The organism is Pseudomonas sp. HMWF006, assembly GCF_003061205.1.
Taxonomy (GTDB): domain Bacteria; phylum Pseudomonadota; class Gammaproteobacteria; order Pseudomonadales; family Pseudomonadaceae; genus Aquipseudomonas; species Aquipseudomonas monsensis.
This window is the reverse complement of the sequence record NZ_QAIU01000481.1, coordinates 6,005-29,965: the sequence shown is the minus strand read 5'-3', so window position 1 is coordinate 29,965 and position 23,961 is coordinate 6,005. Positions and strand designations below refer to the sequence as shown.

Sequence of the window (23,961 nt, the reverse complement as noted above, 5' to 3'; positions counted from 1 at the left end):
TAATACACCTGCGCTGCGGCCTCGATGCCGTAGGCGCGGTTGCCCAGATAGATTTTGTTCACGTACAGCTCAAGGATCTCGTCCTTGGTCAGCTGCCGTTCGATCTGCAGGGCCAGCAGGATTTCGGTGGTTTTGCGCGAGAAGCTGCGTTCGCTGGTCAGGAAGAAGTTCTTTGCCACCTGCATAGTGATGGTGCTGCCGCCGGACTGAATGTGTCCGCTTTTGACCAGTTGGGTCGCGGCGCGCATCAGGCTGCTCGGGTCGACGCCATAGTGGTTGGCGAAATTGTCGTCTTCAGCACTTAGTAACGCATTAATGAAATTGGGGGGAATGTCGGCGAAACGGATCGGAGTCCGGCGCATTTCGCCAAATTCTGCGATCAACTTGTTGTCGCTGCTGTAAACCCGCAGTGGAATCTGCAACTGAATGCTTCTCAGCGCCTCCACAGACGGCAAACCCGGACTAAGGTAAAGAAACGCGCCGCTGAGACCTAAAAGCAGTCCGCAGAAAACGGCGACGATGGACCAACCGAAAAATTTCAGCAGACGAATCAAGGCGTTTGGACATCCAGGGCAAAGAATGAATTTGGCGACGGGGTTCCGGCTAAACACGGAACGGACCGCGCTGGCAGTAAAAAGCAGAAAAAAACGCTGGGCATTATAAGCACTTTTCTGCTGGGGGCGTCATTTGCGCTTCTGTCAAGACGGGGTGAAGGAACGCAAAGCGTATTACAGAGTCCGTAACTCACGGAAAGTCATAGGGAATTGGTAGTGCTGGGACTCTTCAATAAAAAGGCCAATACGTTACTGGGGATCGACATCAGCTCCACTTCGGTCAAGTTGCTGGAACTGAGCCGTCAGGGTGATCGCTACCGGGTCGAAGCGTACGCGGTGGAGCCGTTGCCCGCGAATGCCGTGGTCGAAAAAAACATCGCCGAACTCGAAGGCGTTGGGCACGCCCTGAGCCGGGTGCTGGTCAAGGCGCGCACCGGGCTCAAGAGCGTGGCTGTGGCCGTGGCCGGTTCAGCGGTGATCACCAAGATCATCGAAATGGATGCCGGACTGTCCGACGACGAACTGGAAAACCAGCTCAAGATCGAGGCCGATCAATACATTCCCTACCCGCTGGACGAAGTGGCCATTGACTTCGAAGTCCAGGGCGTGTCCCCGCGCAATCCCGAGCGCGTCAGCGTGCTGCTCGCCGCCTGTCGCAAGGAAAACGTCGAAGTTCGCGAGGCGGCACTGGCCCTCGCCGGGCTGACGGCGCGCGTGGTGGATGTCGAGGCCTACGCGCTGGAGCGCTCGTTCGGCCTGCTTGCCACGCAACTGGCGGTGTCCCAGGAGCGTCTGACCGTGGCGGTGGTCGACATCGGCGCGACCATGACCACCCTCAGCGTCCTGCACAACGGCAAGATCATCTACACCCGCGAGCAATTGTTCGGCGGCCGGCAACTGACCGAGGAAATCCAGCGGCGTTACGGGCTGACGGTCGAACAGGCCGGGTTGGCGAAAAAGCAGGGCGGACTGCCCGACGATTACGTCAGCGAGGTCTTGCAGCCGTTTCGCGAGGCACTGGTACAGCAGGTGTCGCGCTCGTTGCAGTTCTTTTTCGCTTCCGGCCAGTACAACGCGGTCGATCACATTTTATTGGCCGGCGGCACGGCGTCGGTGCCGGGCCTGGATCGTTTGATCGAGCAGCGCCTGAACACCCCGACCCAGGTCGCCAACCCGTTTTTCGACATGGCCCTGAGCAGCAAGGTCAACGCCGGCGCCCTGGCCAGTGATGCGCCGGCCCTGATGATTGCCTGCGGGCTCGCGCTGCGGAGTTTCGACTGATGGCGCGGATCAACCTTCTACCCTGGCGCGAGGAGCGCCGCGAAGAGCGGCGCAAACGCTTCCTGCTGGCACTGACCGGCGTGGTGGTCGGCTCGATCGGTGCCGTGTTTATCGCCGATCAGATCATCAGTGCGGCAATCGACCGGCAAATCACGCGCAACGACTACATCGGCAAACAGATCGCCGTCGTCGACGAACGGATCAAACAGATCAGTGAACTCAAGGCCCATCGCCAGCAACTGGTCGAGCGCATGCGCATCATCCAGGATCTGCAGGGCAACCGGCAGGTCAGCGGGCGGATCTTCGATCAGTTGGCGCGCACACTGCCCGACGGCGTGTATTTCACCAAAGTGAAAAGGCTCGGCAAGACCCTCTCCATCAGCGGCGCGGCAGAGTCGAACAACCGGGTGTCCGAGCTGATGCGCAATCTGGATGCGTCCGACTGGTTCGACGCACCGAGCCTGAATGAAGTCAAAGCCACCTCTGCCGATCAGGTGGAACAGTCCAATACCTTTGAACTGACTGTTCGTCAGACCCAGCCGAAAAATCTGGAGGACGACCAATGAAGCCGTCCGAATGGCTGGACAGCCTGCGCAATATCGACTTCAACGACTTGGACACGAGCAACATCGGTTCCTGGCCTGGGGCCGTGAAAGCCATCACCGGGGTGCTGTTGATGGTGCTGGTGCTGGCGCTTGGTTATAACTTTTTCATCAGCGACATGGAGAGCCAACTCGAAACCAGGCGCGAGGAGGAGATCACGCTCAAAGACCAGTTCGCCAGCAAGGCGCACCTGTCGGCAAACCTGGAGTTGTACACCCAGCAAATGAAGGAGATGGAGAACTCCTTCGGCGTGCTGTTGCGGCAATTGCCCAGTGACACTGAAGTCCCCGGTTTGCTGGAGGACATCACCCGTACCGGGCTGGGCAGCGGGCTGGAATTCGAAGAGATCAAACTGCTGCCGGAGGTGACGCAACCGTTCTACATCGAGTTGCCGATCCAGATCACCGTGACGGGCGCCTATCACGACCTGGCGACCTTCGTCAGCGGCGTGGCCGGCCTGCCGCGGATTGTCACCTTGCATGATTTCGAACTGGCGCCGGCCAGCCCCGAAGGCGGGCCGAAACTGCGCATGAGCATCCTCGCCAAGACCTACCGCTATAACGACAAGGGGCTGCAGAAATGACCCCGATTCGTAATCTGGTCTTGCCGGTGGCGCTGCTGGCCTTGAGCGGCTGCGGGGGCAGCAGTGACTTCAGCGACCTCGACGCCTACATGAATGAAGTGCGCCTGCGCCCGCCGGGCAAGATTGAACCAACGCCGACATTCCGGTCTTACCCCACATTCACCTACAGCGCTGCCAATCTGCGCAGTCCGTTTTCCCGTCAGGTGCGGGTCGACCTGGCGGGACAGAAGCAGGGTTCGCGCAACGTCAAACCCGACCCCAATCGGGTCAAGCAATACCTCGAAGGTTTCAACATCGAGCAGTTCGAGATGGTCGGCACCATTGCCAATGCCTCTGGCTCTTTTGCGCTGTTGCGCGGGGCGGGCGGTGTGCATCGGTTGAAGGTCGGCGATTACCTGGGGCGCAACGACGGCCGCATCGTGGCCATCAGCGCGACCCAGGTCGATGTGGTCGAAATCGTTCCCGACGGTCAGGGCGCCTGGCTGGAACGACCACGCACCATTCCTTTGAAAGAGCACTCATAGTGGAAGTCGAACAATGAACAGGATTTTCTCCACCCTCGGTTTTTCGCTATGGATAGCGCTGATGTCGCCGATGGTACTCGCTGCCAACCTGAAGGCGCTCGATGTGGCGGCATTGCCGGGCGACCGCGTCGAACTGAAGTTGTCGTTCGACGGCCCGCCACCGCAGCCCAAGGGCTACACCACCGAGTCGCCGGCGCGCATCGCTGTGGATTTGCCCGGTGTCGCCAGTCAGTTGGCGAGCAAAAATCTCGATCTGGGCAGTGGCAATGCGCGCACTGCCACCGTGGTCGAGGCCAAGGACCGGACGCGGCTGATCGTCAGCCTCACGCAGTTGGCGCCCTATAACACGCGAGTGGAGGGCAATACTCTGTACGTGGTGGTCGGCCAGGGCGCGCCGGCTGCTGCCCCCCGTCCCGCAGCCGCCGTACCCCGTGCGACGACCGTCGCTGCTGCTCCGGCCAAGGCCTTCGTGGCGAAAACCCGCACGATACGCGGTGTCGATTTCCAGCGCGGTACGGCGGGCGAGGGCAATGTGGTCATCGACCTGTCCGACCCGACCATTGCCCCGGATATCCAGGAGCATGACGGCAAGATCATCCTCAGCTTCGCCCGTACTCAGTTGCCGGAGAAGCTGCGAGTACGGCTCGACGTCAAGGATTTCGCCACGCCGGTGCAGTACGTCAATGCCGGGGTGAGCGGTGATCGCACGGTGGTCACCGTCGAACCCGGCGGCACTTACGAGTATTCGACTTTCCAGACCGACAACAAACTGACCGTCAGCGTCCGCCCGATGACGGTGGACGATCTGCAAAAGCGTAATGCCGACCGCAACAGCTACGTCGGCGAAAAGCTCTCGTTGAACTTCCAGGACATCGACGTGCGCTCGGTACTGCAATTGATCGCCGACTTCACCAACCTCAACCTGGTCGCCAGCGACACGGTGCAGGGCGGTATCACCTTGCGCCTGCAGAACGTGCCGTGGGATCAGGCGCTGGATCTGGTGCTGAAAACCAAGGGGCTGGATAAACGCAAGATCGGCAATGTGCTGCTGGTGGCACCCGCCGATGAAATCGCCGCCCGTGAGCGCCAGGAACTGGAGTCGCAGAAGCAGATCGCCGAACTGGCGCCGTTGCGCCGCGAACTGCTGCAAGTGAATTACGCCAAGGCGGCCGACATCGCCAAACTGTTCCAGTCGGTGACCAGCGCCGAAGCGAAAGTCGATGAGCGTGGCTCGATCACGGTCGATGAGCGTACCAACAACATCATTGCCTACCAGACCCAGGATCGCCTCGACGAACTGCGGCGGATTGTGGCGCAGCTGGATATCCCGGTACGCCAGGTGATGATCGAGGCGCGGATCGTCGAGGCCAACGTCGATTACGACAAGAGCCTGGGCGTGCGCTGGGGCGGTTCGATCCAGAACAAGGGCAACTGGAACACGTCCGGGGTCAGTAACGGCAACTCCACCACCATTGGCACGCCGGGCAGCACCAGCACCAACTCGCCGTTCGTCGACATGGGCACGGTCGGCAACACGTCCGGGATCGGCATTGCGTTCATCACCGACAATGTATTGCTCGATCTTGAGCTGACAGCGATGGAAAAAACCGGCAACGGCGAAATTGTCTCCCAGCCGAAGGTGGTCACCTCCGACAAGGAAACCGCGAAGATCCTCAAGGGCACCGAGATTCCGTACCAGGAAGCCAGCTCCAGCGGCGCGACGTCGGTGTCGTTCAAGGAGGCTTCGCTGTCGCTGGAGGTGACGCCGCAGATCACGCCCGACAACCGCATCATCATGGAAGTGAAGGTCACCAAGGACGAACCGGACTACCTGAACAAAGTGCAGGATGTACCGCCGATCAAGAAAAACGAGGTCAACGCCAAAGTACTGGTGAATGACGGCGAAACCATCGTGATTGGGGGCGTTTTCTCAAATACTCAAAGCAAGGTTGTAGATAAGGTGCCATTTCTTGGCGATGTGCCGTATCTTGGCCGCCTTTTCCGGCGTGATGTGGTTTCGGAGAAAAAATCCGAGCTGCTGGTATTTCTCACTCCGCGTATCATGAATAACCAGGCGATTGCTGTGAGTCGTTGATTCTGTGCGAAATTTGATTCTTGTAGGACCGATGGGCGCTGGCAAAAGCACCATCGGCCGGTTGCTGGCCAAAGAGCTGCGCCTGCCGTTCAAAGATTCCGACAAGGAAATTGAACTGCGCACGGGCGCCAATATCCCGTGGATCTTCGACAAGGAAGGCGAGCCCGGCTTTCGTGACCGTGAGCAGGCGATGATCGCCGAGCTGTGCGCGTTCGACGGCGTTGTGCTGGCCACCGGCGGCGGCGCGGTGATGCGTGATGCCAATCGCAAGGCCCTGCATGAGGGTGGGCGAGTGGTGTATCTGCATGCCTCCGTCGAACAGCAAGTGGGTCGCACCTCGCGTGATCGCAATCGGCCGTTGCTGCGCACCGCCGATCCGGCGAAAACCCTGCGTGACCTTCTCGCGATCCGTGATCCGCTTTATCGGGAAATCGCCGATCTGGTGGTGGAAACCGACGAACGGCCACCACGCATGGTGGTGCTCGACATTCTTGATCGCCTCGCGCAGCTTCCACCCCGTTAAAGCATCGCCCGAAATGCGCTATCCTCGGCGTCCTGTCACAGCCCGCCGAGGTTGTGGCGGATGGCGTGCGAGCGGCGTCATACCCGCTACAGGCCGCAGACAACCAATAATTCAGGGCAGGACGCCTGCTTCCATCTTCACTGTGGGGACACATGCAGACACTCAAGGTCGATCTAGGCGAGCGCAGCTACCCGATTCATATTGGCGAAGGTTTGTTGGATCAGCCCGAGCTGCTGGCTCCGCATATCCACGGGCGGCAAGTGGCAATCATCTCCAACGAAACCGTTGCGCCGCTCTATCTCGAACGTCTGACCCGCAGCCTGGCGCAGTTCTCGGTGATCTCGGTGGTGTTGCCGGACGGCGAAGCCTTCAAGAACTGGGAAACCCTGCAACTGATCTTCGACGGTCTGCTGACCGCTCGTCATGACCGCCGCACCACAGTGATTGCCCTCGGCGGCGGTGTTATCGGTGACATGGCCGGTTTCGCTGCGGCCTGTTACCAGCGCGGTGTCGATTTCATCCAGATCCCGACCACTTTGCTGTCCCAGGTCGATTCGTCGGTGGGCGGCAAGACCGGGATCAACCATCCGCTGGGCAAGAACATGGTCGGCGCGTTCTATCAGCCGAACGTGGTGCTGATCGATACCGCGTCCCTGAAATCCCTGCCGGCGCGTGAGCTGTCGGCCGGGCTGGCGGAAGTCATCAAGTACGGCCTGATCTGCGACGAGCCGTTCCTGACCTGGCTCGAAGACAACGTCGACGCCCTCCGCGCGCTGGACCAGAAAGCCCTGACTTATGCGATCGAGCGCTCGTGCGCAGCCAAGGCTGCGGTGGTCGGCGCCGATGAGAAGGAAACCGGCGTGCGCGCCACGCTCAACCTTGGTCATACCTTCGGCCACGCCATCGAGACCCACATGGGCTATGGTGTCTGGTTGCATGGGGAAGCGGTCGCGGCTGGCACCGTGATGGCGCTGGAGATGTCGGCGCGTCTGGGCTGGATCAGCGAACAGGAGCGTGATCGCGGCATTCGTCTGTTCCAGCGGGCCGGTCTGCCGGTGATTCCGCCGGAAGAAATGACCGAAGCCGATTTTCTCGAACACATGGCAATCGACAAAAAAGTGATCGACGGTCGTCTGCGCCTGGTGCTGCTGCGCCGGATGGGCGAAGCGGTAGTGACCGCCGATTATCCGAAAGAGGTTTTACAGGCCACGCTGGGAGCGGACTACCGCGCCCTGGCTCAGCTTAAAGGTTAATAAGATTCCGATGACTAGTTTGCATGCCGACGAGGCGTTTCTCGGCCATTTCCAGTTAAGTCACGACCCGTTCGCGCCACGGGTGCCGGGCTTCAAGTTCTTCCCGGCCCAGCGCAAGCCGGTGCTCGGGCAGCTGCATCATCTGGCCCGTTACAGCCAGTTGCTGCTGGTGGTCACGGGGCCGCAAGGCAGCGGCAAGACATTGCTGCGCCAGGCGCTGGTTGCCAGCACCAACAAGCAATCGGTGCAAAGCGTGGTCGTTTCCGCCCGTGGCGCCGGTGATGCCGCTGGCCTGTTGCGTCAGGTGGCTCAGGCGCTGGACGTAGCACAAGCCGACGTCGGTGCGATTCTGGCGCAAGTGGTTCAGCTCGCACTGACCGGCCAGGAAGTCTACTTGCTGGTGGATGATGCCGAGCAACTCGACGAATCCGCCCTTGAAGCCCTGATGGCGCTGGGTGCCGGGGCTCCGGAAGGTCGCCCGCACGTGTTCCTGTTCGGCGAGTCGTCGCTGATCGCGCAACTCGAGGCCTTGCAACTCGAAGAAGAGCGTTTCCACGTCATCGAGTTGCAGCCGTACACCGAAGAAGAGACCCGCGAGTATCTCGACCAACGGCTGGAAGGTGCCGGCCGGGGTGTCGAACTTTTCACCGCAGATCAGATCTCTGATATTCACGAAAGTGCCGAGGGTTGGCCGGGCAACATCAACCAGGTCGCTCGCGATGCTCTGATCGAAGTCATGATTGCCAGCCGCTCTGCGGTCAAGCGTCCAAGTATGGGGTTCAACATGCCGAAGAAACACGTATTGGCGATTTCCGCCGTCGTTGTGGTCGCGGTCGCCGCTGCCTGGCTGATGCCGGGTCGCAACAAGGCGCCAACCACCGGCGCTCCTGCCAATGAACAGGCACAGTTGCCATTGGGGCAGGGTGCCAATGGCGGCGCGCCGAACGTCGAGTTCGCCGGCAATACGCAGCCGATGCCGTTGCCGCTGGTCGGCAACTCGCAACCGGTGATGCGTGGTCCGTTGGCTGAAGCCGCGGGTGGCATCACTGAAGGTGACGACGGCGTGCCGGTCGAAGGCTCCAGCGCGACGCCGCCGACCGTCACCACTTCCGCACCGCCTGCGGGCGTTCCGGCAGGTCCTGCGCCAACGCCGGTGCCTGTCCCGGCGGCCAAGCCTGCTCCGGCGCCGACTCAGGTCGCCACCGCGAAGCCTGCTCCGGCAGCGCCAGCGGCGAAACCGGCTCCTGCGCCGGCCAAGCCTGTAGCGGCCGCCAAACCGGCCGAGAAGCCGGTTACCGTGGCCAAAGCAGCCGGTGGCAGTTGGTACGCCGGTCAGCCGACCAGCAACTACGTGGTGCAGATCCTCGGCACCAGCTCTGAAGCAGCCGCGCAAAACTTCGTCAAGGAGCAGGGCGGTGAGTACCGTTATTTCAAGAAAGTTCTCAACGGCAAGCCTCTCTACGTGATCACCTACGGCAACTTCGCCAATCGTGATGCAGCCGTTTCTGCCATCAAGGCCTTGCCAGCGAAGGTTCAGGCTGGTAAACCTTGGCCTCGCACTGTCGCCAGCGTCCAACAGGAACTGGCAACAACTCGCTGAAGATTCGGCGGCCTTACCCAGGCCGCCTCTCCAAGCACCTCAAAATTTCTACGAGTGCGCGCTTCCTTCCAGGTCGCGTGCCTTGTGGTGTCTGCGTCACAGTAGTCTTTGAGTCGTTGCGGTCAAAATTAAAAAAGTTTTGACTAGCACAGCAGATCGCTTTAAACCTTTCACAAATGCGACATGAATTTGCGACATTTCGTCGTCAAATTTGTGAGCCTCTGTGTCGCTGTGTACAATGACCACCCTTTTGCCCCCGCTAAGCCGGCGTACGTTCGGCGCAGGATGCAAGTGGTTGAATTGAAAAGAAATTTGCCTCGAAAAGAGGCAGCCTGGTGAGAAAGTGTCTATGAAAGCAGGTCTGTACCAACCAGATGAATTCAAGGATAACTGCGGTTTCGGCCTGATAGCCCATATGCAGGGCGAACCCAGTCATACCCTTTTGCAAACGGCCATCGAGGCCCTGACCTGCATGACCCACCGCGGTGGGATTAATGCCGACGGCAAGACCGGTGACGGTTGCGGTCTGCTGATTCAAAAACCTGATGCGTTCCTGCGAGCCATTGCCCAGGAAGCCTTCAGTGTTGAATTGCCCAAGCAATACGCGGTGGGCATGGTTTTCTTCAACCAGGATCCGGTCAAGGCCGAAGCCGCTCGCGAGAACATGAATCGCGAGATCCTCGCTGAAGGCCTGCAACTGATCGGCTGGCGCAAAGTGCCAATCGACACCAGCGTCCTCGGCCGCCTGGCCCTTGAGCGTCTGCCACAGATCGAGCAGGTGTACATCGGCGGCGAAGGCCTGAGCGATCAGGACATGGCGGTCAAGCTGTTCAGTGCCCGTCGTCGTTCGTCGGTGGCCAACGCCGCCGACACCGACCACTACATCTGCAGCTTTTCGCACAAGACCATCATCTATAAAGGCCTGATGATGCCGGCCGACCTGGCCGCGTTCTATCCAGACCTGAGTGACGAGCGCCTGCAAACCGCAATCTGCGTGTTCCACCAGCGCTTCTCCACCAACACCCTGCCGAAATGGCCGCTGGCTCAGCCATTCCGCTTCCTCGCCCACAACGGCGAGATCAACACCATTACCGGTAACCGCAACTGGGCCCAGGCCCGTCGGACCAAGTTCACCAACGATCTGATGGATCTGGAAGAGCTCGGCCCGCTGGTCAACCGTGTCGGTTCCGACTCCTCGAGCATGGACAACATGCTCGAACTGATGGTCACCGGTGGCATCGACCTGTTCCGTGGCGTGCGGATGATCATTCCGCCGGCGTGGCAGAACGTTGAAACCATGGACCCGGACCTGCGTGCGTTCTACGAGTACAACTCGATGCACATGGAGCCGTGGGACGGCCCGGCCGGCGTGGTCATGACCGACGGTCGCTACGCGGTGTGCCTGCTCGACCGTAACGGTCTGCGTCCAGCGCGCTGGGTCACCACCCAGAACGGTTTCATCACCCTCGCCTCGGAAATCGGCGTGTGGGACTACAAGCCTGAAGACGTGATTGCCAAAGGTCGTGTCGGCCCTGGCCAGATCTTCGCCGTGGACACCGAAACCGGGCAGATCCTCGACACCGATGCGATCGACAACCGTCTGAAGTCCCGTCATCCGTACAAGCAATGGCTGCGCAAGAATGCACTGCGTATTCAGGCAACCATGGAAGACAACGACCACGGTTCGGCGTTCTACGACGTCGATCAGCTCAAGCAGTACATGAAGATGTATCAGGTCACGTTCGAGGAGCGCGATCAGGTCCTGCGTCCGCTCGGCGAACAAGGCTACGAAGCCGTGGGCTCGATGGGCGACGACACGCCGATGGCCGTGCTGTCGCAACGTGTGCGCACGCCTTACGACTACTTCCGCCAGCAGTTCGCGCAGGTCACCAACCCGCCGATCGACCCGCTGCGGGAAGCGATTGTGATGTCGCTGGAAATCTGCCTCGGTGCCGAGCGCAACATTTTCCAGGAATCGCCGGAACACGCCTCACGCGTGATCCTCAGCTCGCCAGTGATCTCGCCGGCCAAGTGGCGCTCGCTGATGAACCTCGACCGTCCGGGTTTCGAGCGGCAGATCATCGACCTCAACTACGAGGAAAGCGTCGGCCTCGAAGCGGCGATCCGCAACGTCGCCGATCAGGCCGAAGAAGCCGTGCGTGCCGGTCGTACCCAGATCGTTCTGAGCGACCGTCATATCGCCCCGGGCAAACTGCCGATCCACGCCTCGCTGGCCACCGGCGCGGTGCACCACCGCCTGACCGAAAAAGGCCTGCGCTGCGATTCCAACATCCTCGTTGAAACCGCCACCGCCCGTGACCCGCATCACTTCGCGGTGCTGATCGGTTTCGGCGCCTCGGCGGTGTATCCGTTCCTCGCCTACGAAGTGCTGGGTGACCTGATCCGTACCGGTGAAGTGCTGGGCGACCTCTACGAGGTGTTCAAGAACTACCGTAAAGGCATCACCAAAGGCTTGCTGAAGATCCTGTCGAAGATGGGCATCTCGACCATCGCTTCGTACCGTGGTGCGCAGCTGTTCGAGGCCATCGGCCTGTCCGAAGAAGTCTGCGAGCTGAGCTTCCGTGGCGTGCCGAGCCGCATCAAGGGTGCGCGTTTCGTCGACATCGAAGCCGAACAGAAAGCACTGGCCACCGAAGCCTGGAGTCCGCGTAAGCCGATCCAGCAGGGCGGTCTGCTGAAGTTCGTTCACGGTGGTGAATATCACGCCTACAACCCGGACGTGGTCAACACCCTGCAAGCCGCTGTGCAGCAGGGCGACTACGCCAAGTTCAAGGAATACACCTCGCTGGTGGACAACCGTCCGGTGTCGATGATCCGTGACCTGTTCAAGGTCAAGACCCTCGACACACCGCTGGACATCAGTGAAATCGAACCGCTGGAATCGGTGCTCAAGCGCTTTGACTCCGCCGGTATCTCGCTGGGCGCTCTGTCGCCGGAAGCGCACGAAGCTTTGGCCGAAGCCATGAACCGCCTCGGCGCGCGTTCCAACTCCGGCGAAGGCGGCGAAGATCCGGCGCGCTACGGCACCATCAAGAGTTCGAAAATCAAGCAGGTCGCCACTGGCCGCTTCGGTGTGACCCCGGAATACCTGGTCAACGCTGAAGTGCTGCAGATCAAGGTCGCCCAAGGCGCCAAACCGGGCGAGGGCGGGCAACTGCCGGGCGGCAAAGTGAACGGGCTGATCGCCAAGCTGCGTTATGCAGTGCCGGGCGTGACCCTGATTTCGCCGCCGCCGCACCACGACATCTATTCGATCGAAGACTTGTCGCAGCTGATCTTTGACCTGAAACAGGTCAACCCGAAGGCACTGGTGTCGGTGAAACTCGTGGCTGAAGCGGGCGTCGGCACCATCGCCGCCGGTGTGGCCAAGGCCTACGCGGACCTGATCACCATCTCCGGCTACGACGGTGGCACCGGCGCTTCGCCGCTGACCTCGATCAAATACGCTGGCGCTCCGTGGGAACTCGGTCTGGCTGAAACCCACCAGACTCTGCGCGGCAACGACCTGCGCGGCAAAGTCCGGGTGCAGACCGACGGCGGCCTGAAAACCGGCCTCGACGTGATCAAGGCTGCCATCCTCGGCGCCGAAAGCTTCGGCTTCGGTACTGCGCCGATGATCGCCCTGGGCTGCAAATACCTGCGCATCTGCCACCTGAACAACTGCGCCACCGGCGTCGCGACGCAGAACGAGAAGCTGCGCAAGGATCACTACATCGGTACCGTCGACATGGTGGTGAATTTCTTCACCTACGTCGCCGAAGAAACCCGTGAGTGGCTGGCCAAGCTCGGCGTACGCTCCCTCGAAGAACTGATCGGTCGTACCGATCTGCTGGAAATCCTCGAAGGCCAGACCGCCAAGCAACATCACCTGGATCTGACCCCGCTGCTGGGCAGCGATCACATCCCGGCGGATAAACCGCAGTTCTGCGGCGTTGAACGCAACCCGCCATTCGACCAGGGCCTGCTGGCCGAGAAAATGGTCGAGATGGCCTCGTCGGCAATCAACGACCTCAGTGGTGCCGAGTTCGACCTGGATATCTGCAACTGCGACCGTTCGATCGGCGCACGGATCTCCGGCGAAATCGCCCGCAAGCACGGCAACCAGGGCATGGCGAAAGCGCCAATCACCTTCCGCTTCAAGGGCACTGCCGGGCAGAGCTTCGGCGTGTGGAACGCCGGCGGTCTGAACATGTACCTCGAAGGCGATGCCAACGACTACGTCGGCAAAGGCATGACCGGTGGCAAGCTGACCATCGTGCCGCCGAAGGGCAGCGTTTATAAGACTCAGGAAAGCGCCATCATCGGCAACACCTGCCTGTACGGCGCCACGGGCGGCAAGCTGTTCGCCGCCGGCACCGCAGGCGAGCGTTTCGCCGTGCGTAACTCCGGTGCTCACACGGTTGTGGAAGGCACTGGCGATCACTGCTGCGAGTACATGACCGGTGGTTTTGTCTGCGTTCTGGGCAAGACCGGTTACAACTTCGGCTCTGGCATGACCGGTGGTTTCGCCTACGTGCTCGACCAGGACAACACCTTCGTTGACCGGGTCAACCACGAACTGGTGGAAATCCAGCGGATCAGCGGCGAGGCGATGGAAGCCTATCGCAGCCACCTGCAAAACGTGCTGAACGAGTACGTCACCGAAACCGACAGCGAGTGGGGTCGTGAACTCGCCGAAAACCTCGATGACTACTTGCGCCGTTTCTGGCTGGTCAAACCTAAGGCGGCGAGCTTGAAATCTCTGCTCTCCAGTACTCGTGCGAGTCCGCAATAACGGCGCAGCTGCAAGCCACTGGCTTCAAGCGGCAAGCTGAAGCCAGTGCGCGCTGTATCGGACTAATGTGATTTTCTTGCAGCTTGAAGCTTGTAGCTTGAGGCTGTCGTGTAAGAGGTTTTGAAGATGGCCGAACGTCTCAGTAACGACTTTCAATTCATCGATGTCGGGCGCAAAGATCCGAAGAAGAAACTGTTGCGTCAACGCAAGAAAGAGTTCGTCGAAATCTACGAACCGTTCAAACCCCAGCAGTCGGCCGATCAGGCCCACCGCTGCTTGGGTTGCGGCAACCCGTATTGCGAATGGAAGTGCCCGGTGCACAACTTCATTCCTAACTGGCTGAAGCTGGTCGCCGAGGGCAACATCCTGCAGGCCGCCGAGCTGTCGCACCAGACCAACACCCTGCCGGAAGTCTGCGGCCGGGTGTGCCCGCAGGATCGTCTGTGCGAGGGTGCCTGCACCCTCAACGACGGCTTCGGCGCGGTGACCATCGGTTCGGTCGAGAAGTACATCACCGACACCGCGTTCGCCATGGGCTGGCGTCCGGACATGTCCAAGGTCAAGCCGACCGGCAAGCGTGTCGCGATCATCGGTGCCGGCCCGGCGGGCCTCGGTTGTGCCGACGTGCTGGTGCGTGGCGGCGTGACCCCGGTGGTGTTCGACAAGAACCCGGAAATCGGCGGTTTGCTGACCTTCGGCATCCCCGAGTTCAAGCTGGAGAAGACCGTGCTGAGCAATCGTCGCGAAGTCTTCACTGGCATGGGCATCGAGTTCCGTCTGAACACCGAAGTCGGTAAAGACGTGACCATGGAACAACTGCTCGCCGAATACGATGCAGTGTTCATGGGCATGGGCACCTACACCTACATGAAGGGCGGTTTTGCCGGTGAGGACCTGCCGGGCGTCTATGACGCACTGGACTTCCTGATCGCCAACGTCAACCGCAACCTGGGCTTTGAAAAGTCGCCGGAAGATTTCGTCGACATGAAAGGCAAGAAGGTCGTGGTTCTCGGCGGTGGTGACACGGCGATGGACTGCAACCGCACGTCGATCCGTCAGGGTGCCAAATCGGTGACCTGTGCTTATCGTCGTGACGAAGCGAACATGCCCGGCTCGCGCAAAGAGGTGAAGAACGCCAAGGAAGAAGGCGTGAAGTTCCTCTACAACCGTCAGCCGATCGCCATCGTTGGCGAAGACAAGGTCGAAGGCGTGAAGGTGGTCGAGACCCGTCTCGGCGAACCGGACGCCCGTGGCCGCCGCAGCCCTGAGCCGATCCCGGGTTCCGAAGAGATCATCCCGGCGGACGCCGTGGTTATCGCTTTCGGCTTCCGCCCTAGCCCGGCGCCGTGGTTCGAGCAGTTCGAGATCCAGACCGACAGCCAGGGCCGCGTTGTGGCGCCTGAGCAAGGTCAGTACAAGCACCAGACCAGCAATCCGAAAATCTTTGCCGGTGGCGACATGGTGCGCGGTTCCGACCTGGTGGTGACGGCGATTTTCGAAGGGCGCAATGCCGCCGAAGGGATCCTCGATTACCTGGGCGTCTAAACCCTGATCCTGAGTCAAAAGCAATAACCCTGTGGGAGCGAGCTTGCTCGCGAAAGCGGTGGATCAGCCAACAGCAATGTTGAATGTGAAGCCCTCTTCGCGAGCAAGCTCGCTCCCACAGTTGTTTCTCGGTGTTGCTGAGAACGCATTTCCAACGCAATAAATTGACCCGATAGACAAAAGGCTGACCTGCATCCGTGCCTTTTGCGTCGCGCTCTGAGAAAATGCCCGCACTTTTTTTCCGGATGCCGACATGACTGCCCTGAAGAACGACCGTTTCCTCCGCGCCCTGCTCAAGCAACCCGTTGACGTCACCCCGGTGTGGATGATGCGCCAGGCCGGCCGCTACCTGCCGGAATACCGCGCCAGCCGTGCCCACGCCGGTGACTTCATGAGCCTGTGCATGAATCCGGAATTCGCCTGCGAAGTCACCCTGCAACCGCTCGACCGCTATCCGCAACTGGACGCGGCGATCCTGTTTTCCGACATCCTCACCATTCCCGATGCGATGGGCCAGGGCCTGTACTTCGAGACTGGTGAAGGGCCGCGTTTCAAGAAAGTCGTCAGCACCCTGGCGGACATCGAAGCGCTACCGATCCCTGATCCGCACAAGGACCTCGGCTACGTGATGGACGCGGTCAGCACCATCCGTCGTGAGCTGAACGGGCGCGTGCCGCTGATCGGTTTCTCCGGCAGCCCGTGGACCCTGGCGACGTACATGGTTGAAGGCGGCTCGTCGAAAGACTTCCGCAAGACCAAAGCGATGCTCTACGACAACCCGCAAGCCATGCACCTGCTGCTGGATAAACTGGCGCAGTCGGTGACCTCGTACCTCAACGGCCAGATCATGGCCGGCGCGCAAGCGGTGCAGATCTTCGACACCTGGGGCGGCAATCTGTCGGCGGCGGCGTATCAAGAGTTCTCGCTGGCCTACATGAAGAAAATCGTCAGCGGCCTGATCCGTGAACACGACGGTCGCAAGGTGCCGGTGATCCTCTTCACCAAGAACGGCGGCCTGTGGCTGGAAAGCATCGCCGAGGCCGGCGCTGACGCCTTGGGCCTGGACTGGACCTGCGACATCGGCAACGCCCGCGCCCGCGTCGGCGACAAGGTCGCGCTGCAAGGCAACATGGACCCGACCGTGCTGTACGCCAAACCGGAAGCGATCCGCACTGAAGTCGGGCGCATTCTCGCCAGCTATGGCAAGGGCAGCGGCCACGTGTTCAACCTTGGCCATGGCATCACGCCAGAGGTTGATCCGGAACATGCCGGCGCGTTCCTGCGCGCGGTGCATGAGCTGTCGGCGCAGTATCACGAGTGATCGCCACACCATAAAAAACGCCCGGCCAATGCCGGGCGTTTTTGTTTCCACGATTCAATGTCGGACACAGATGAAATGTGGGAGCGAGCTTGCTCGCGAAAGCGGTGGATCAGCAACTTTTGCATCAACTGACACAACGCCTTCGCGAGCAAGCTCGCTCCCACATTGGGTTTTGTGTCAGGCTTTTACACCGCCGAGCGGCGGCAACTTCGCCAGCTTCAACGCCACCAGTAGCGCGATCAGCAACAGTGAGCCTATAAACAGACCAATCCCGTTCCAGCCACCCAAATGCCAGAACACCCCGCCTGCCGTCCCGGCAATACTCGACCCCGCGTAATAACTGAACAGATACAACGACGACGCCTGCCCCTTGGCCTTGGTCGCGCGCCGACCAATCCAGCTGCTGGCCACCGAATGCGCGCCAAAGAAGCCAAAGGTGAAAATCAACATGCCGACAATCACCAGCAACAGCGGCGTAAACATCGTCAACGCAAGGCCGGCAAACATCAGCGCAATGGTCGCCCACAGCACCTTGCGTCGCCCCAGTTTGTCCGCCAGCGAACCAATCTTCGCCGAGCTGTAGATCCCTGACAGATACACCACCGACAACAATCCAACGAACACCTGATCGAGGTTGTACGGCGCGGCCAGCAAGCGATAGCCAATGTAGTTGAACAGCGTGACGAACGCGCCCATCAGCACGAATGCTTCAAGAAACAGCAGCGGCAGACCGGCATCGCGAAAATGCATGGTGAAGCCGTCGAGCAAACTGCGCGGGTGCAGCGAGCGCGAGCGGAAGTTGCGCGACTCGGGGAGGATCTTCCAGAACACCGCTGCGGCAATCATCGCCAGACCGCCGATCACCAGCATCGCCGTGTGCCAGCTGACGAAGTCGATCAATACCCCGGTGATCAAACGCCCGCTCATCCCGCCAATCGCGTTGCCGCCGATGTACAAACCCATCGCCAGGCCTATGTGTTGCGGATGGATCTCTTCACTCAAATAAGTCATCGCCACCGCTGCCAGTCCGCTGAGCGACAGCCCGATCAGCGCGCGCATGATCAGCACACCTTCCCAACTCGGCATCATTGCACTGGCCATGGTGCACAGCGCCGCTGCGAACAGCGCAGTCACCATCACCGGTTTGCGCCCGACCCGATCAGAGATCGGTCCGGTGATCAGCAGGCCGATGGCGAGCATGCCGGTCGCCACCGAGAGAATCAGGCTGCTCTGCGCCGCGTTGATCCCGTACTCGTGGGACAGCAGCGGCATCATCGGCTGCACGCAGTAGAGCAGGGCAAAGGTCGCGAACCCGCCGCTGAACAGCGCCAGTACCGTGCGCATGAACATCGGCGTGCCTTTTTCGATGTAGATCTCTTGCAGTTCGGCGACGACATCGTCCGCCGCAGCAGGCGGGACTTCGTGGGCAAGGGGCGCGACAGCAGTTTTCACATCAGACCTCGGGGTGCACGGCCAGGCAGGCAATGAAAAAATCATATAGCTGGCTAATGTTTCTATCCAATATATTGTTCGACCTGTTTGATAGCTTTAACGACCTAATGAGGTGTTCATGGAATTGCGTCACCTGCGCTACTTCATCGCCGTTGCCGAAGAGCTGCATTTCGGCCGCGCGGCACAGGTGCTGGGTATTTCCCAGCCACCGCTGAGCCAGCAGATTCAGGCGCTGGAGCAAGAGGTCGGTGCACGATTGTTCGAGCGGACCAATCGTCGGGTCGAACTGAGCGAAGCCGGCAGATTGTTTCTGGAGGAAGCGCGGCTGGTGCTGGCGCAGGTCGACAAAGCGGCGGATGTCGCAAGACGTGCGCAATTGGGGGAGCTGGGCGAATTGAAGATCGGCTTTACCTCATCGGCGCCGTTCAACTCGACGATTCCCCAGGCGATCTTTGCCTTTCGCCAGCGTTTTCCGGCGGTGCACCTTAACCTTCGTGAGATGAGCAGCACGCAAGTCGCCGAAGGGCTGGTGGATGAGTCGATCGAGGTCGGCATCATGCGTCCGCTGGGCCTGCCGGACTCGCTGAGCGTGGTGGAGCTGATGCGTGAGCCGCTGGTGGCGGTGCTTGGCTCCAAACATCCGCTGGCGCAGGGCAGCGAGGAAGGGCTTTTCCTTTCGGCGCTGGCGCTGGAGCCGTTCGTGTTCTTTCCGCGCAGCTACGGCAGCGGGCTGTATGCGCAACTGCTGAGTCTGGCGCGTGATGCCGGATTCAGCCCGCACTTCGCCCAGGAGGCCGGAGAGGCGATGACCATCATCGGTCTGGTCGCAGCGGGGCTGGGGGTTTCGGTGTTGCCGGCGTCCTATCAGCGGATGCGCATTGAAGGCGTGGTCTATCGACCGCTGCTTGATCCGGAGGCGGTGTCGGCGGTGTGGCTGGTGCAGCGCAAGGACCAGAAATCGCCGATGGCCAAGGCGTTTGTCGACCTGCTCACGCGCAAGGTTGAGCCTTCAATTGGGTAATGGCGGCTTGTCGCTTGGCATGATGAATCCTGTCGTTCGTAGTTCAGGCAGAATTTTGATAGTTGGGTCTTGAGTTGCGGTGACGCCTGTCAAACCCGCCGGCAACCGTTATTGCTGCGGAGGGGCACCGGTGGGATACCTTCGTTGTCTAAAATTCCTCTTTGTCGCTATCAATGACAACCACTGATACTGCGCAATAAATGGTTTTAGATTGAATCGTATCTTGAATCTGTTCGCTGTAGGTGCCGGGCAATAGAAGTTCGTTTTCTATGGCGTCGTCAATTTCAAATACAAAGTGTTGAATGGATATGTTTTCTGTGGAGCCATTGGCTTCAACTTTTAGAGTGAATTCATGATCTTTATAGTCAATGTTTTCCTCTGTTTTCCTATCTTCCGCTGTTTTCTTTTTGTCGTCCGTGACAGTTTTCATCATTTCCCGGATTTTGTTTTCAAGGTTTTCAATGGGGGTGTACATGGTCGCTACCTTTTGAGTGAGATTGGCGCGAAAGTTACGGCATAATAAATTTTGTTGCTGGGAGGTAGTCAGGTTTTTGATAATAAGGGTTTTGAGTTGCAGCGACGACTGTGAAACCCACCGGTGACCGTTTATATGAGGGAGGATAGCCGGTGGGTTACATTAATTGTCTAAGATGGCTCCTCGATATCTTTGATGTACAGCGATATTACGTAATGAATGGGTTCAGAGTCATATATGTTATTAATTTGTTCGGTCCAGGTGCTAGTGGTCTCTACGTCGTCGTCTAAGTGTTCGTCAATCTCCGCTATGAAGTCTTCAAGGGATTTAAGGGGTGTGTTTTGCTGGGATTTATTGAGTTTAACTTTTATATCAATGTGATAGTTATTTCTATAGACTATCTCTCTCTCGCCTCTCGAGGCGTCTTCTGTTATAAAGTCGTCGTACGTGACAGCTCGAATCAGTTCTCGAATTGTATCTTCAAGGTCGGCGTCTTCCATGGTTTTTTACCTTTGGAGTGAAGTTAGTGCAAAAGTTATAAGCAGAGTCGTGTCACAACAATAATCTAACCGGCTTCAATGGTTTTGACACCTGTCAGAAATGACAGGTGTTTAGACTGTATGGCTATCGCCGCAATTTCTCTTATGTTTTTTTACGCTGTGATTACGTGGCGGTTATTTGCAAGACGGTTTGAAGGGGTTGTTCAGTAAGTGAGACAGTGCAGGCGTGTGAGTTAAATAACGTTCTGATATATCGCAGCTTTTTCAGCTCACCGGTTAAACAACCAGAGACAAACCAGCTCAGAGCAAGCGTGTCGAAATTGTTCATGACCAGATGCAGTTGGAGCCGTGGCGGATGAGTGCCTTGCTCTAGGACACGCTACGCGGCGTCAAGGGTCAAACAGGGTGATGTCAGTCGTTCAGCGTAAGCAAGATCACCCCGGCAACCCCTCACGCGATACCTTTTGCGCAACGAAATGCACCGAGTGGTTGGTAGAGAAAAATGTCACTTGGCGATTTTCCAGTTGGTCAGGGTTTTGTCTGTCAGGCATCTCGGCGATCAAAGGCCGCTTTTGCCCCGTCTGCACGCGGATATTGTCACCAGGCGCTGTAGTCCGTGTCGGTGAAGGTAGCGAAGCGAGGGCGCAGGCAACTACACTCGGTCATTCTTTGATACACGGAGGTTTTGTCATGCGGCGCGTGGTGTTCAATCAGAAAGGTGGCGTGGGCAAATCCAGCATTGCCTGCAATCTGGCGGCGGTCAGCGCCAGCGAGGGTTATCGCACGCTGTTGGTGGATCTCGATGCCCAGGCCAACTCCACTCAATATCTGACAGGGCTCACCGGCGACGACATCCCGATGGGCATTGCCGATTTCTTCAAGCAGACGCTGTCATCGGGGCCGTTTTCGAAAAAGAATCAGGCCGATATCTACGAAACCCCATTCGACAATTTGCACATCATCACCGCCACCGCTGAGCTGGCCGACCTGCAGCCCAAGCTCGAGGCCAAGCACAAGATCAACAAGCTGCGTAAGTTGCTGGATGAATTGTCCGAGGATTACGACCGGATCTACCTCGATACGCCACCGGCGCTGAACTTCTACGCGGTATCGGCGCTGATTGCTGCGGATCGCGTGCTGATCCCCTTCGATTGCGACAGCTTCTCGCGTCAGGCACTGTACGGGCTGATCGCGGAAATCGAAGAGCTGAAAGACGACCACAATGAAGGCCTGGAGGTCGAAGGCATCGTCGTCAACCAATTCCAGGCCCGGGCGAGCCTGCCGCAGCAGATTCTCGATGAGTTGATTGCCGAAGGTCTACCGGTGTTGCCGGTGTATCTGAGCAGTTCGGTACGCATGCGCGAATCGCACCAGGCCAGCATGCCGCTGATTCACCTCGACCCGAAACACAAACTGACGCAGCAGTTCGTTGAGCTGCACAACTTGCTCGAAGACCACTGATCTCTTGGGCTACGCAGATCCCCTGTAGGAGTGAGCCTGCTCGCGATGAGGTCCTTTCAGCCAACACTTGAGTGGACTGACAGAACCCCATCGCGAGCAGGCTCACTTCCACAATTTGATTTACGGTGTGTCAGATGCCTTGGCTATGCAGCCACGCCATCAACTGCGGCAATGGAAACGCGCCGCTCTGCCGCGCTACTTCCCGGCCGTTCCTGAACAGAATCAGGCTCGGAATCGAACGAATCCCCAACTGCGCCGACAGTTGCTGATTGGCCTCACTGTCCAGCTTGGCCAACCGGCACTTGCCCGCCAACTGCGCCGCCGCCTGCTCGAACACCGGTGCAAACGACTTGCACGGCCCGCACCAGTCCGCCCACACGTCCACCAGCAGCGGCAGATCACCCTTGATCTGGCTGGCGTAGTCGCCTTGCTTGAGTTCGAACGGCTTGCTCAGCAGTACGGCGGATTTGCAGCGCCCGCATTTTGGCTGGTCCGCGAGGCGCTCGGCCGGGATGCGGTTGAGGCCGTTGCAGGAGGGGCAGGGGATGAGGAGTGGGTTGGTCATGAGGGCATTCCGCAAGTGAGCTGATAACACCTAGTTGGAGACGTTTGTTCAGATTTTCAATCATGCGGCTTTCAACGTAAGACCTGGGCCAAGACGTACCGGCGTGGCCGTTGGTTTGTCTTGCATTATCGCAATTTGCGATATGCAGTCGACGAGATCCTCGAAATAACCGGCGATGACGAGTCGCATCCACTCACGAGTCTGGTGGAGATCATCAGTGACTGGATTGCGGAATGGGATCGCACACATCACCCCATGGCCGAGGCAAGTGGCGAAGAGGTCCTCGGCTACATGATGCGCGAACATGGACTGACCCAGAGCGACCTGCCGGGTGTTGGTACTCAATCTGTCGTTTCAGAAATTCTGAACGGCAAGCGCAAGTTGAACCTGCGGCAGGTCCGCTGGTTGGCGGACCACTTCAAGGTGCCTGTAGACGTGTTTATCTAGACCGCCTCAAGACGAACAACTGATCTCCAGATGCTTGCCCCACTCCGGCGGCCGCTCGGCATAACCCTCCATCCCCGGCTGCTGTTCAAACGGTTTGCTCAGCACCGCATGCAGCCGGCGCACCTCTGAGTAATCGCCTTGCTCCGCCGCATCAATAGCTTTTTGCGCCAGATAATTGCGCAGGATGTACAGCGGATTGACCGCGTGCATTCGCGTGCGGCGCTGCGCCTGATCGGTGTCACCGTCGCGGGCGACCCGGGCGACGTAGCGTTCGCCCCAGGCGTCAAAGCCCTTGATGTCGACGAAATCATCGCGCAAACGGGCGACGGCCTGTTCGGCGGGTTCTTCACCGAGACGGCGGAAGAACAGCGTGTAATCGACGCCGCTGTTCTGCATCAGTTGCAGCAGGTTCTCCAGCAGCTGTTGGTCATCCTCTTCCGCCGTGGTAAAGCCGAAGCGGCGGCGCATCAGGTCAAGGTAATGCGCCTGGAACAAGGGCAAGTACAGGCCGAGGGTTTCGCGCAGGGCTTCGACGCTGATGAACGGCGTCAACGCCTGGGCCAGCGCGCTGAGGTTCCATTGGCCGACCGGCACCTGATTGCTGAACGAGTAGCGGCCCTGATCATCGGAATGGTTGCAGATGAAGTGGGCGTCGAAATCATCGAGGAACGCGAACGGGCCGAAGTCGAAGGTGATGCCGAGGATCGACATGTTGTCGGTGTTCATCACGCCGTGGCAGAAGCCGTAGGCCTGCCACTTGGCGATCAGTGCGGCATTGCGCTCGACGATCTCGCGGAACATCGCCAGATACGGCTCCGGTTGTTCCAGGCACTCGGGGAAGTGCATCGCCAACACGTGCTCGCCGAGTTGCTTCTGCTGCTCGGGACGCTTGGTGTAGTAGAAATATTCGAAGTGGCCGAAGCGCACATGGCTCGGTGCCAGACGCAGGACCATCGCCGCACGTTCCTGCTTCTCGCGCCACACCGGGGTGTCGGAACCGATCACGCAGGCGGCCCGCGAAGACGGGATGTTCAGCGCGTGCAGCGCTTCGGAGGCGAGGAACTCGCGGATCGACGAACGCAGAACGGCGCGACCGTCCCCCATGCGTGAAAACGGCGTCTGTCCGGCGCCCTTCAGGTGCAAGTCCCAGTGCTCACCAGCGCTGTTGTAGACCTCGCCGAGCAACAAGCCACGACCGTCACCCAGTTGCGGTGTGTAGCCGCCGAACTGATGCCCGGAATAGACCATCGCCCGCGGCTCGGCATCGGCCCACAACTTGTGGCCGCCAAACAGTTCGGCGAACTCCTCGGTTTCGGCGCTCGCCGGGTCGAGATCCAGCAAGGCGAGGGCCGCCGGGCTGGCG

Annotated in this window: 18 protein-coding genes and 1 pseudogene; 14 read left to right on the top strand and 5 right to left on the bottom strand. The window is 59.4% G+C overall.

The features are described from left to right. Nucleotides 1-551: pseudogene (locus DBR24_RS33100) on the bottom strand (transglycosylase domain-containing protein); the annotation flags it as partial. 219 nt (nucleotides 552-770) lie between these two features. Between DBR24_RS33100 and DBR24_RS21035 the strand changes: the two are divergent. The 11 genes from DBR24_RS21035 to hemE all read left to right on the top strand — a co-directional run bounded on the left by DBR24_RS21035 (nucleotide 771) and on the right by hemE (nucleotide 16,677). Continuing rightward, complete coding sequence (locus DBR24_RS21035; protein WP_123470753.1) at nucleotides 771-1,835, top strand: pilus assembly protein PilM; 1,065 nt, start codon at nucleotides 771-773, stop codon at nucleotides 1,833-1,835. Next, nucleotides 1,835-2,401 (top strand): PilN domain-containing protein, encoded by a 567-nt coding sequence (locus DBR24_RS21030; RefSeq protein WP_128615714.1) that lies wholly within the window; start codon nucleotides 1,835-1,837, stop codon nucleotides 2,399-2,401. The genes DBR24_RS21035 and DBR24_RS21030 overlap by 1 nt, the downstream gene beginning before the upstream one ends. Beyond that, the gene (pilO, locus tag DBR24_RS21025) at nucleotides 2,398-3,021 is read left to right on the top strand and encodes a type 4a pilus biogenesis protein PilO (RefSeq protein WP_128615713.1); all 624 of its coding nucleotides are present in this window, start codon (nucleotides 2,398-2,400) and stop codon (nucleotides 3,019-3,021) included. Before DBR24_RS21030 ends, pilO begins: the two co-directional genes overlap by 4 nt. Beyond that, the gene (locus DBR24_RS21020) at nucleotides 3,018-3,545 is read left to right on the top strand and encodes a pilus assembly protein PilP (protein ID WP_123470758.1); all 528 of its coding nucleotides are present in this window, start codon (nucleotides 3,018-3,020) and stop codon (nucleotides 3,543-3,545) included. The genes pilO and DBR24_RS21020 overlap by 4 nt, the downstream gene beginning before the upstream one ends. Nucleotides 3,546-3,558: 13 nt before the next feature. Then, on the top strand, nucleotides 3,559-5,640 hold the full coding sequence (gene pilQ / locus DBR24_RS21015) for a type IV pilus secretin PilQ (protein ID WP_128615712.1): 2,082 nt from the start codon (nucleotides 3,559-3,561) through the stop codon (nucleotides 5,638-5,640). Nucleotides 5,641-5,644: 4 nt separating this feature from the next. After that, nucleotides 5,645-6,163, top strand: a complete 519-nt coding sequence (gene aroK / locus DBR24_RS21010; RefSeq protein WP_045122260.1) for a shikimate kinase AroK — start codon at nucleotides 5,645-5,647, stop codon at nucleotides 6,161-6,163. A 152-nt stretch (nucleotides 6,164-6,315) separates the two neighbouring features. Then, nucleotides 6,316-7,416, top strand: a complete 1,101-nt coding sequence (aroB, locus tag DBR24_RS21005; RefSeq protein ID WP_128615711.1) for a 3-dehydroquinate synthase — start codon at nucleotides 6,316-6,318, stop codon at nucleotides 7,414-7,416. A gap of 10 nt (nucleotides 7,417-7,426) precedes the next feature. Further along, on the top strand, nucleotides 7,427-9,016 hold the full coding sequence (locus DBR24_RS21000) for an AAA family ATPase (RefSeq protein WP_123470763.1): 1,590 nt from the start codon (nucleotides 7,427-7,429) through the stop codon (nucleotides 9,014-9,016). Nucleotides 9,017-9,365: 349 nt separating this feature from the next. Then, a complete protein-coding gene (gene gltB / locus DBR24_RS20990; protein ID WP_123470765.1) occupies nucleotides 9,366-13,811 on the top strand; it encodes a glutamate synthase large subunit in 4,446 nt (1,481 codons plus the stop codon). Nucleotides 13,812-13,937: 126 nt separating this feature from the next. Further along, on the top strand, nucleotides 13,938-15,356 hold the full coding sequence (locus DBR24_RS20985) for an FAD-dependent oxidoreductase (protein ID WP_039757038.1): 1,419 nt from the start codon (nucleotides 13,938-13,940) through the stop codon (nucleotides 15,354-15,356). Nucleotides 15,357-15,609: 253 nt separating this feature from the next. Then, a complete protein-coding gene (gene hemE, locus DBR24_RS20980; RefSeq protein WP_083367241.1) occupies nucleotides 15,610-16,677 on the top strand; it encodes a uroporphyrinogen decarboxylase in 1,068 nt (355 codons plus the stop codon). A gap of 177 nt (nucleotides 16,678-16,854) precedes the next feature. Here hemE and DBR24_RS20975 read toward each other — a convergent pair whose 3' ends face one another. Next, complete coding sequence (locus DBR24_RS20975) at nucleotides 16,855-18,129, bottom strand: MFS transporter (protein ID WP_128615710.1); 1,275 nt, start codon at nucleotides 18,127-18,129, stop codon at nucleotides 16,855-16,857. A 118-nt stretch (nucleotides 18,130-18,247) separates the two neighbouring features. Here DBR24_RS20975 and DBR24_RS20970 point away from each other — a divergent pair, with 118 nt between their 5' ends. After that, complete coding sequence (locus tag DBR24_RS20970; protein ID WP_123470769.1) at nucleotides 18,248-19,150, top strand: LysR family transcriptional regulator; 903 nt, start codon at nucleotides 18,248-18,250, stop codon at nucleotides 19,148-19,150. Between the two features lie 148 nt (nucleotides 19,151-19,298). Here the strand turns inward: DBR24_RS20970 and DBR24_RS20965 are convergent, their stop codons facing one another. Continuing rightward, nucleotides 19,299-19,625 (bottom strand): hypothetical protein, encoded by a 327-nt coding sequence (locus DBR24_RS20965; protein WP_128615709.1) that lies wholly within the window; start codon nucleotides 19,623-19,625, stop codon nucleotides 19,299-19,301. A gap of 1,190 nt (nucleotides 19,626-20,815) precedes the next feature. Here DBR24_RS20965 and DBR24_RS20960 point away from each other — a divergent pair. Further along, the gene (locus DBR24_RS20960; RefSeq protein ID WP_123470774.1) at nucleotides 20,816-21,586 is read left to right on the top strand and encodes a ParA family protein; all 771 of its coding nucleotides are present in this window, start codon (nucleotides 20,816-20,818) and stop codon (nucleotides 21,584-21,586) included. Between the two features lie 130 nt (nucleotides 21,587-21,716). On the opposite strand, the gene trxC is transcribed toward DBR24_RS20960, so the two are convergent. Further along, nucleotides 21,717-22,151, bottom strand: coding sequence for a thioredoxin TrxC (trxC, locus tag DBR24_RS20950; RefSeq protein ID WP_123470775.1), 435 nt, complete (start codon nucleotides 22,149-22,151; stop codon nucleotides 21,717-21,719). A gap of 120 nt (nucleotides 22,152-22,271) precedes the next feature. Here trxC and DBR24_RS20945 point away from each other — a divergent pair, with 120 nt between their 5' ends. Next, the gene (locus tag DBR24_RS20945; RefSeq protein ID WP_256591704.1) at nucleotides 22,272-22,598 is read left to right on the top strand and encodes a type II toxin-antitoxin system HigA family antitoxin; all 327 of its coding nucleotides are present in this window, start codon (nucleotides 22,272-22,274) and stop codon (nucleotides 22,596-22,598) included. A gap of 6 nt (nucleotides 22,599-22,604) precedes the next feature. Here the strand turns inward: DBR24_RS20945 and selO are convergent. Further along, nucleotides 22,605-23,961: protein adenylyltransferase SelO (gene selO, locus DBR24_RS20940; RefSeq protein ID WP_256591703.1), on the bottom strand; the 1,357-nt coding region annotated here is incomplete at its 5' end.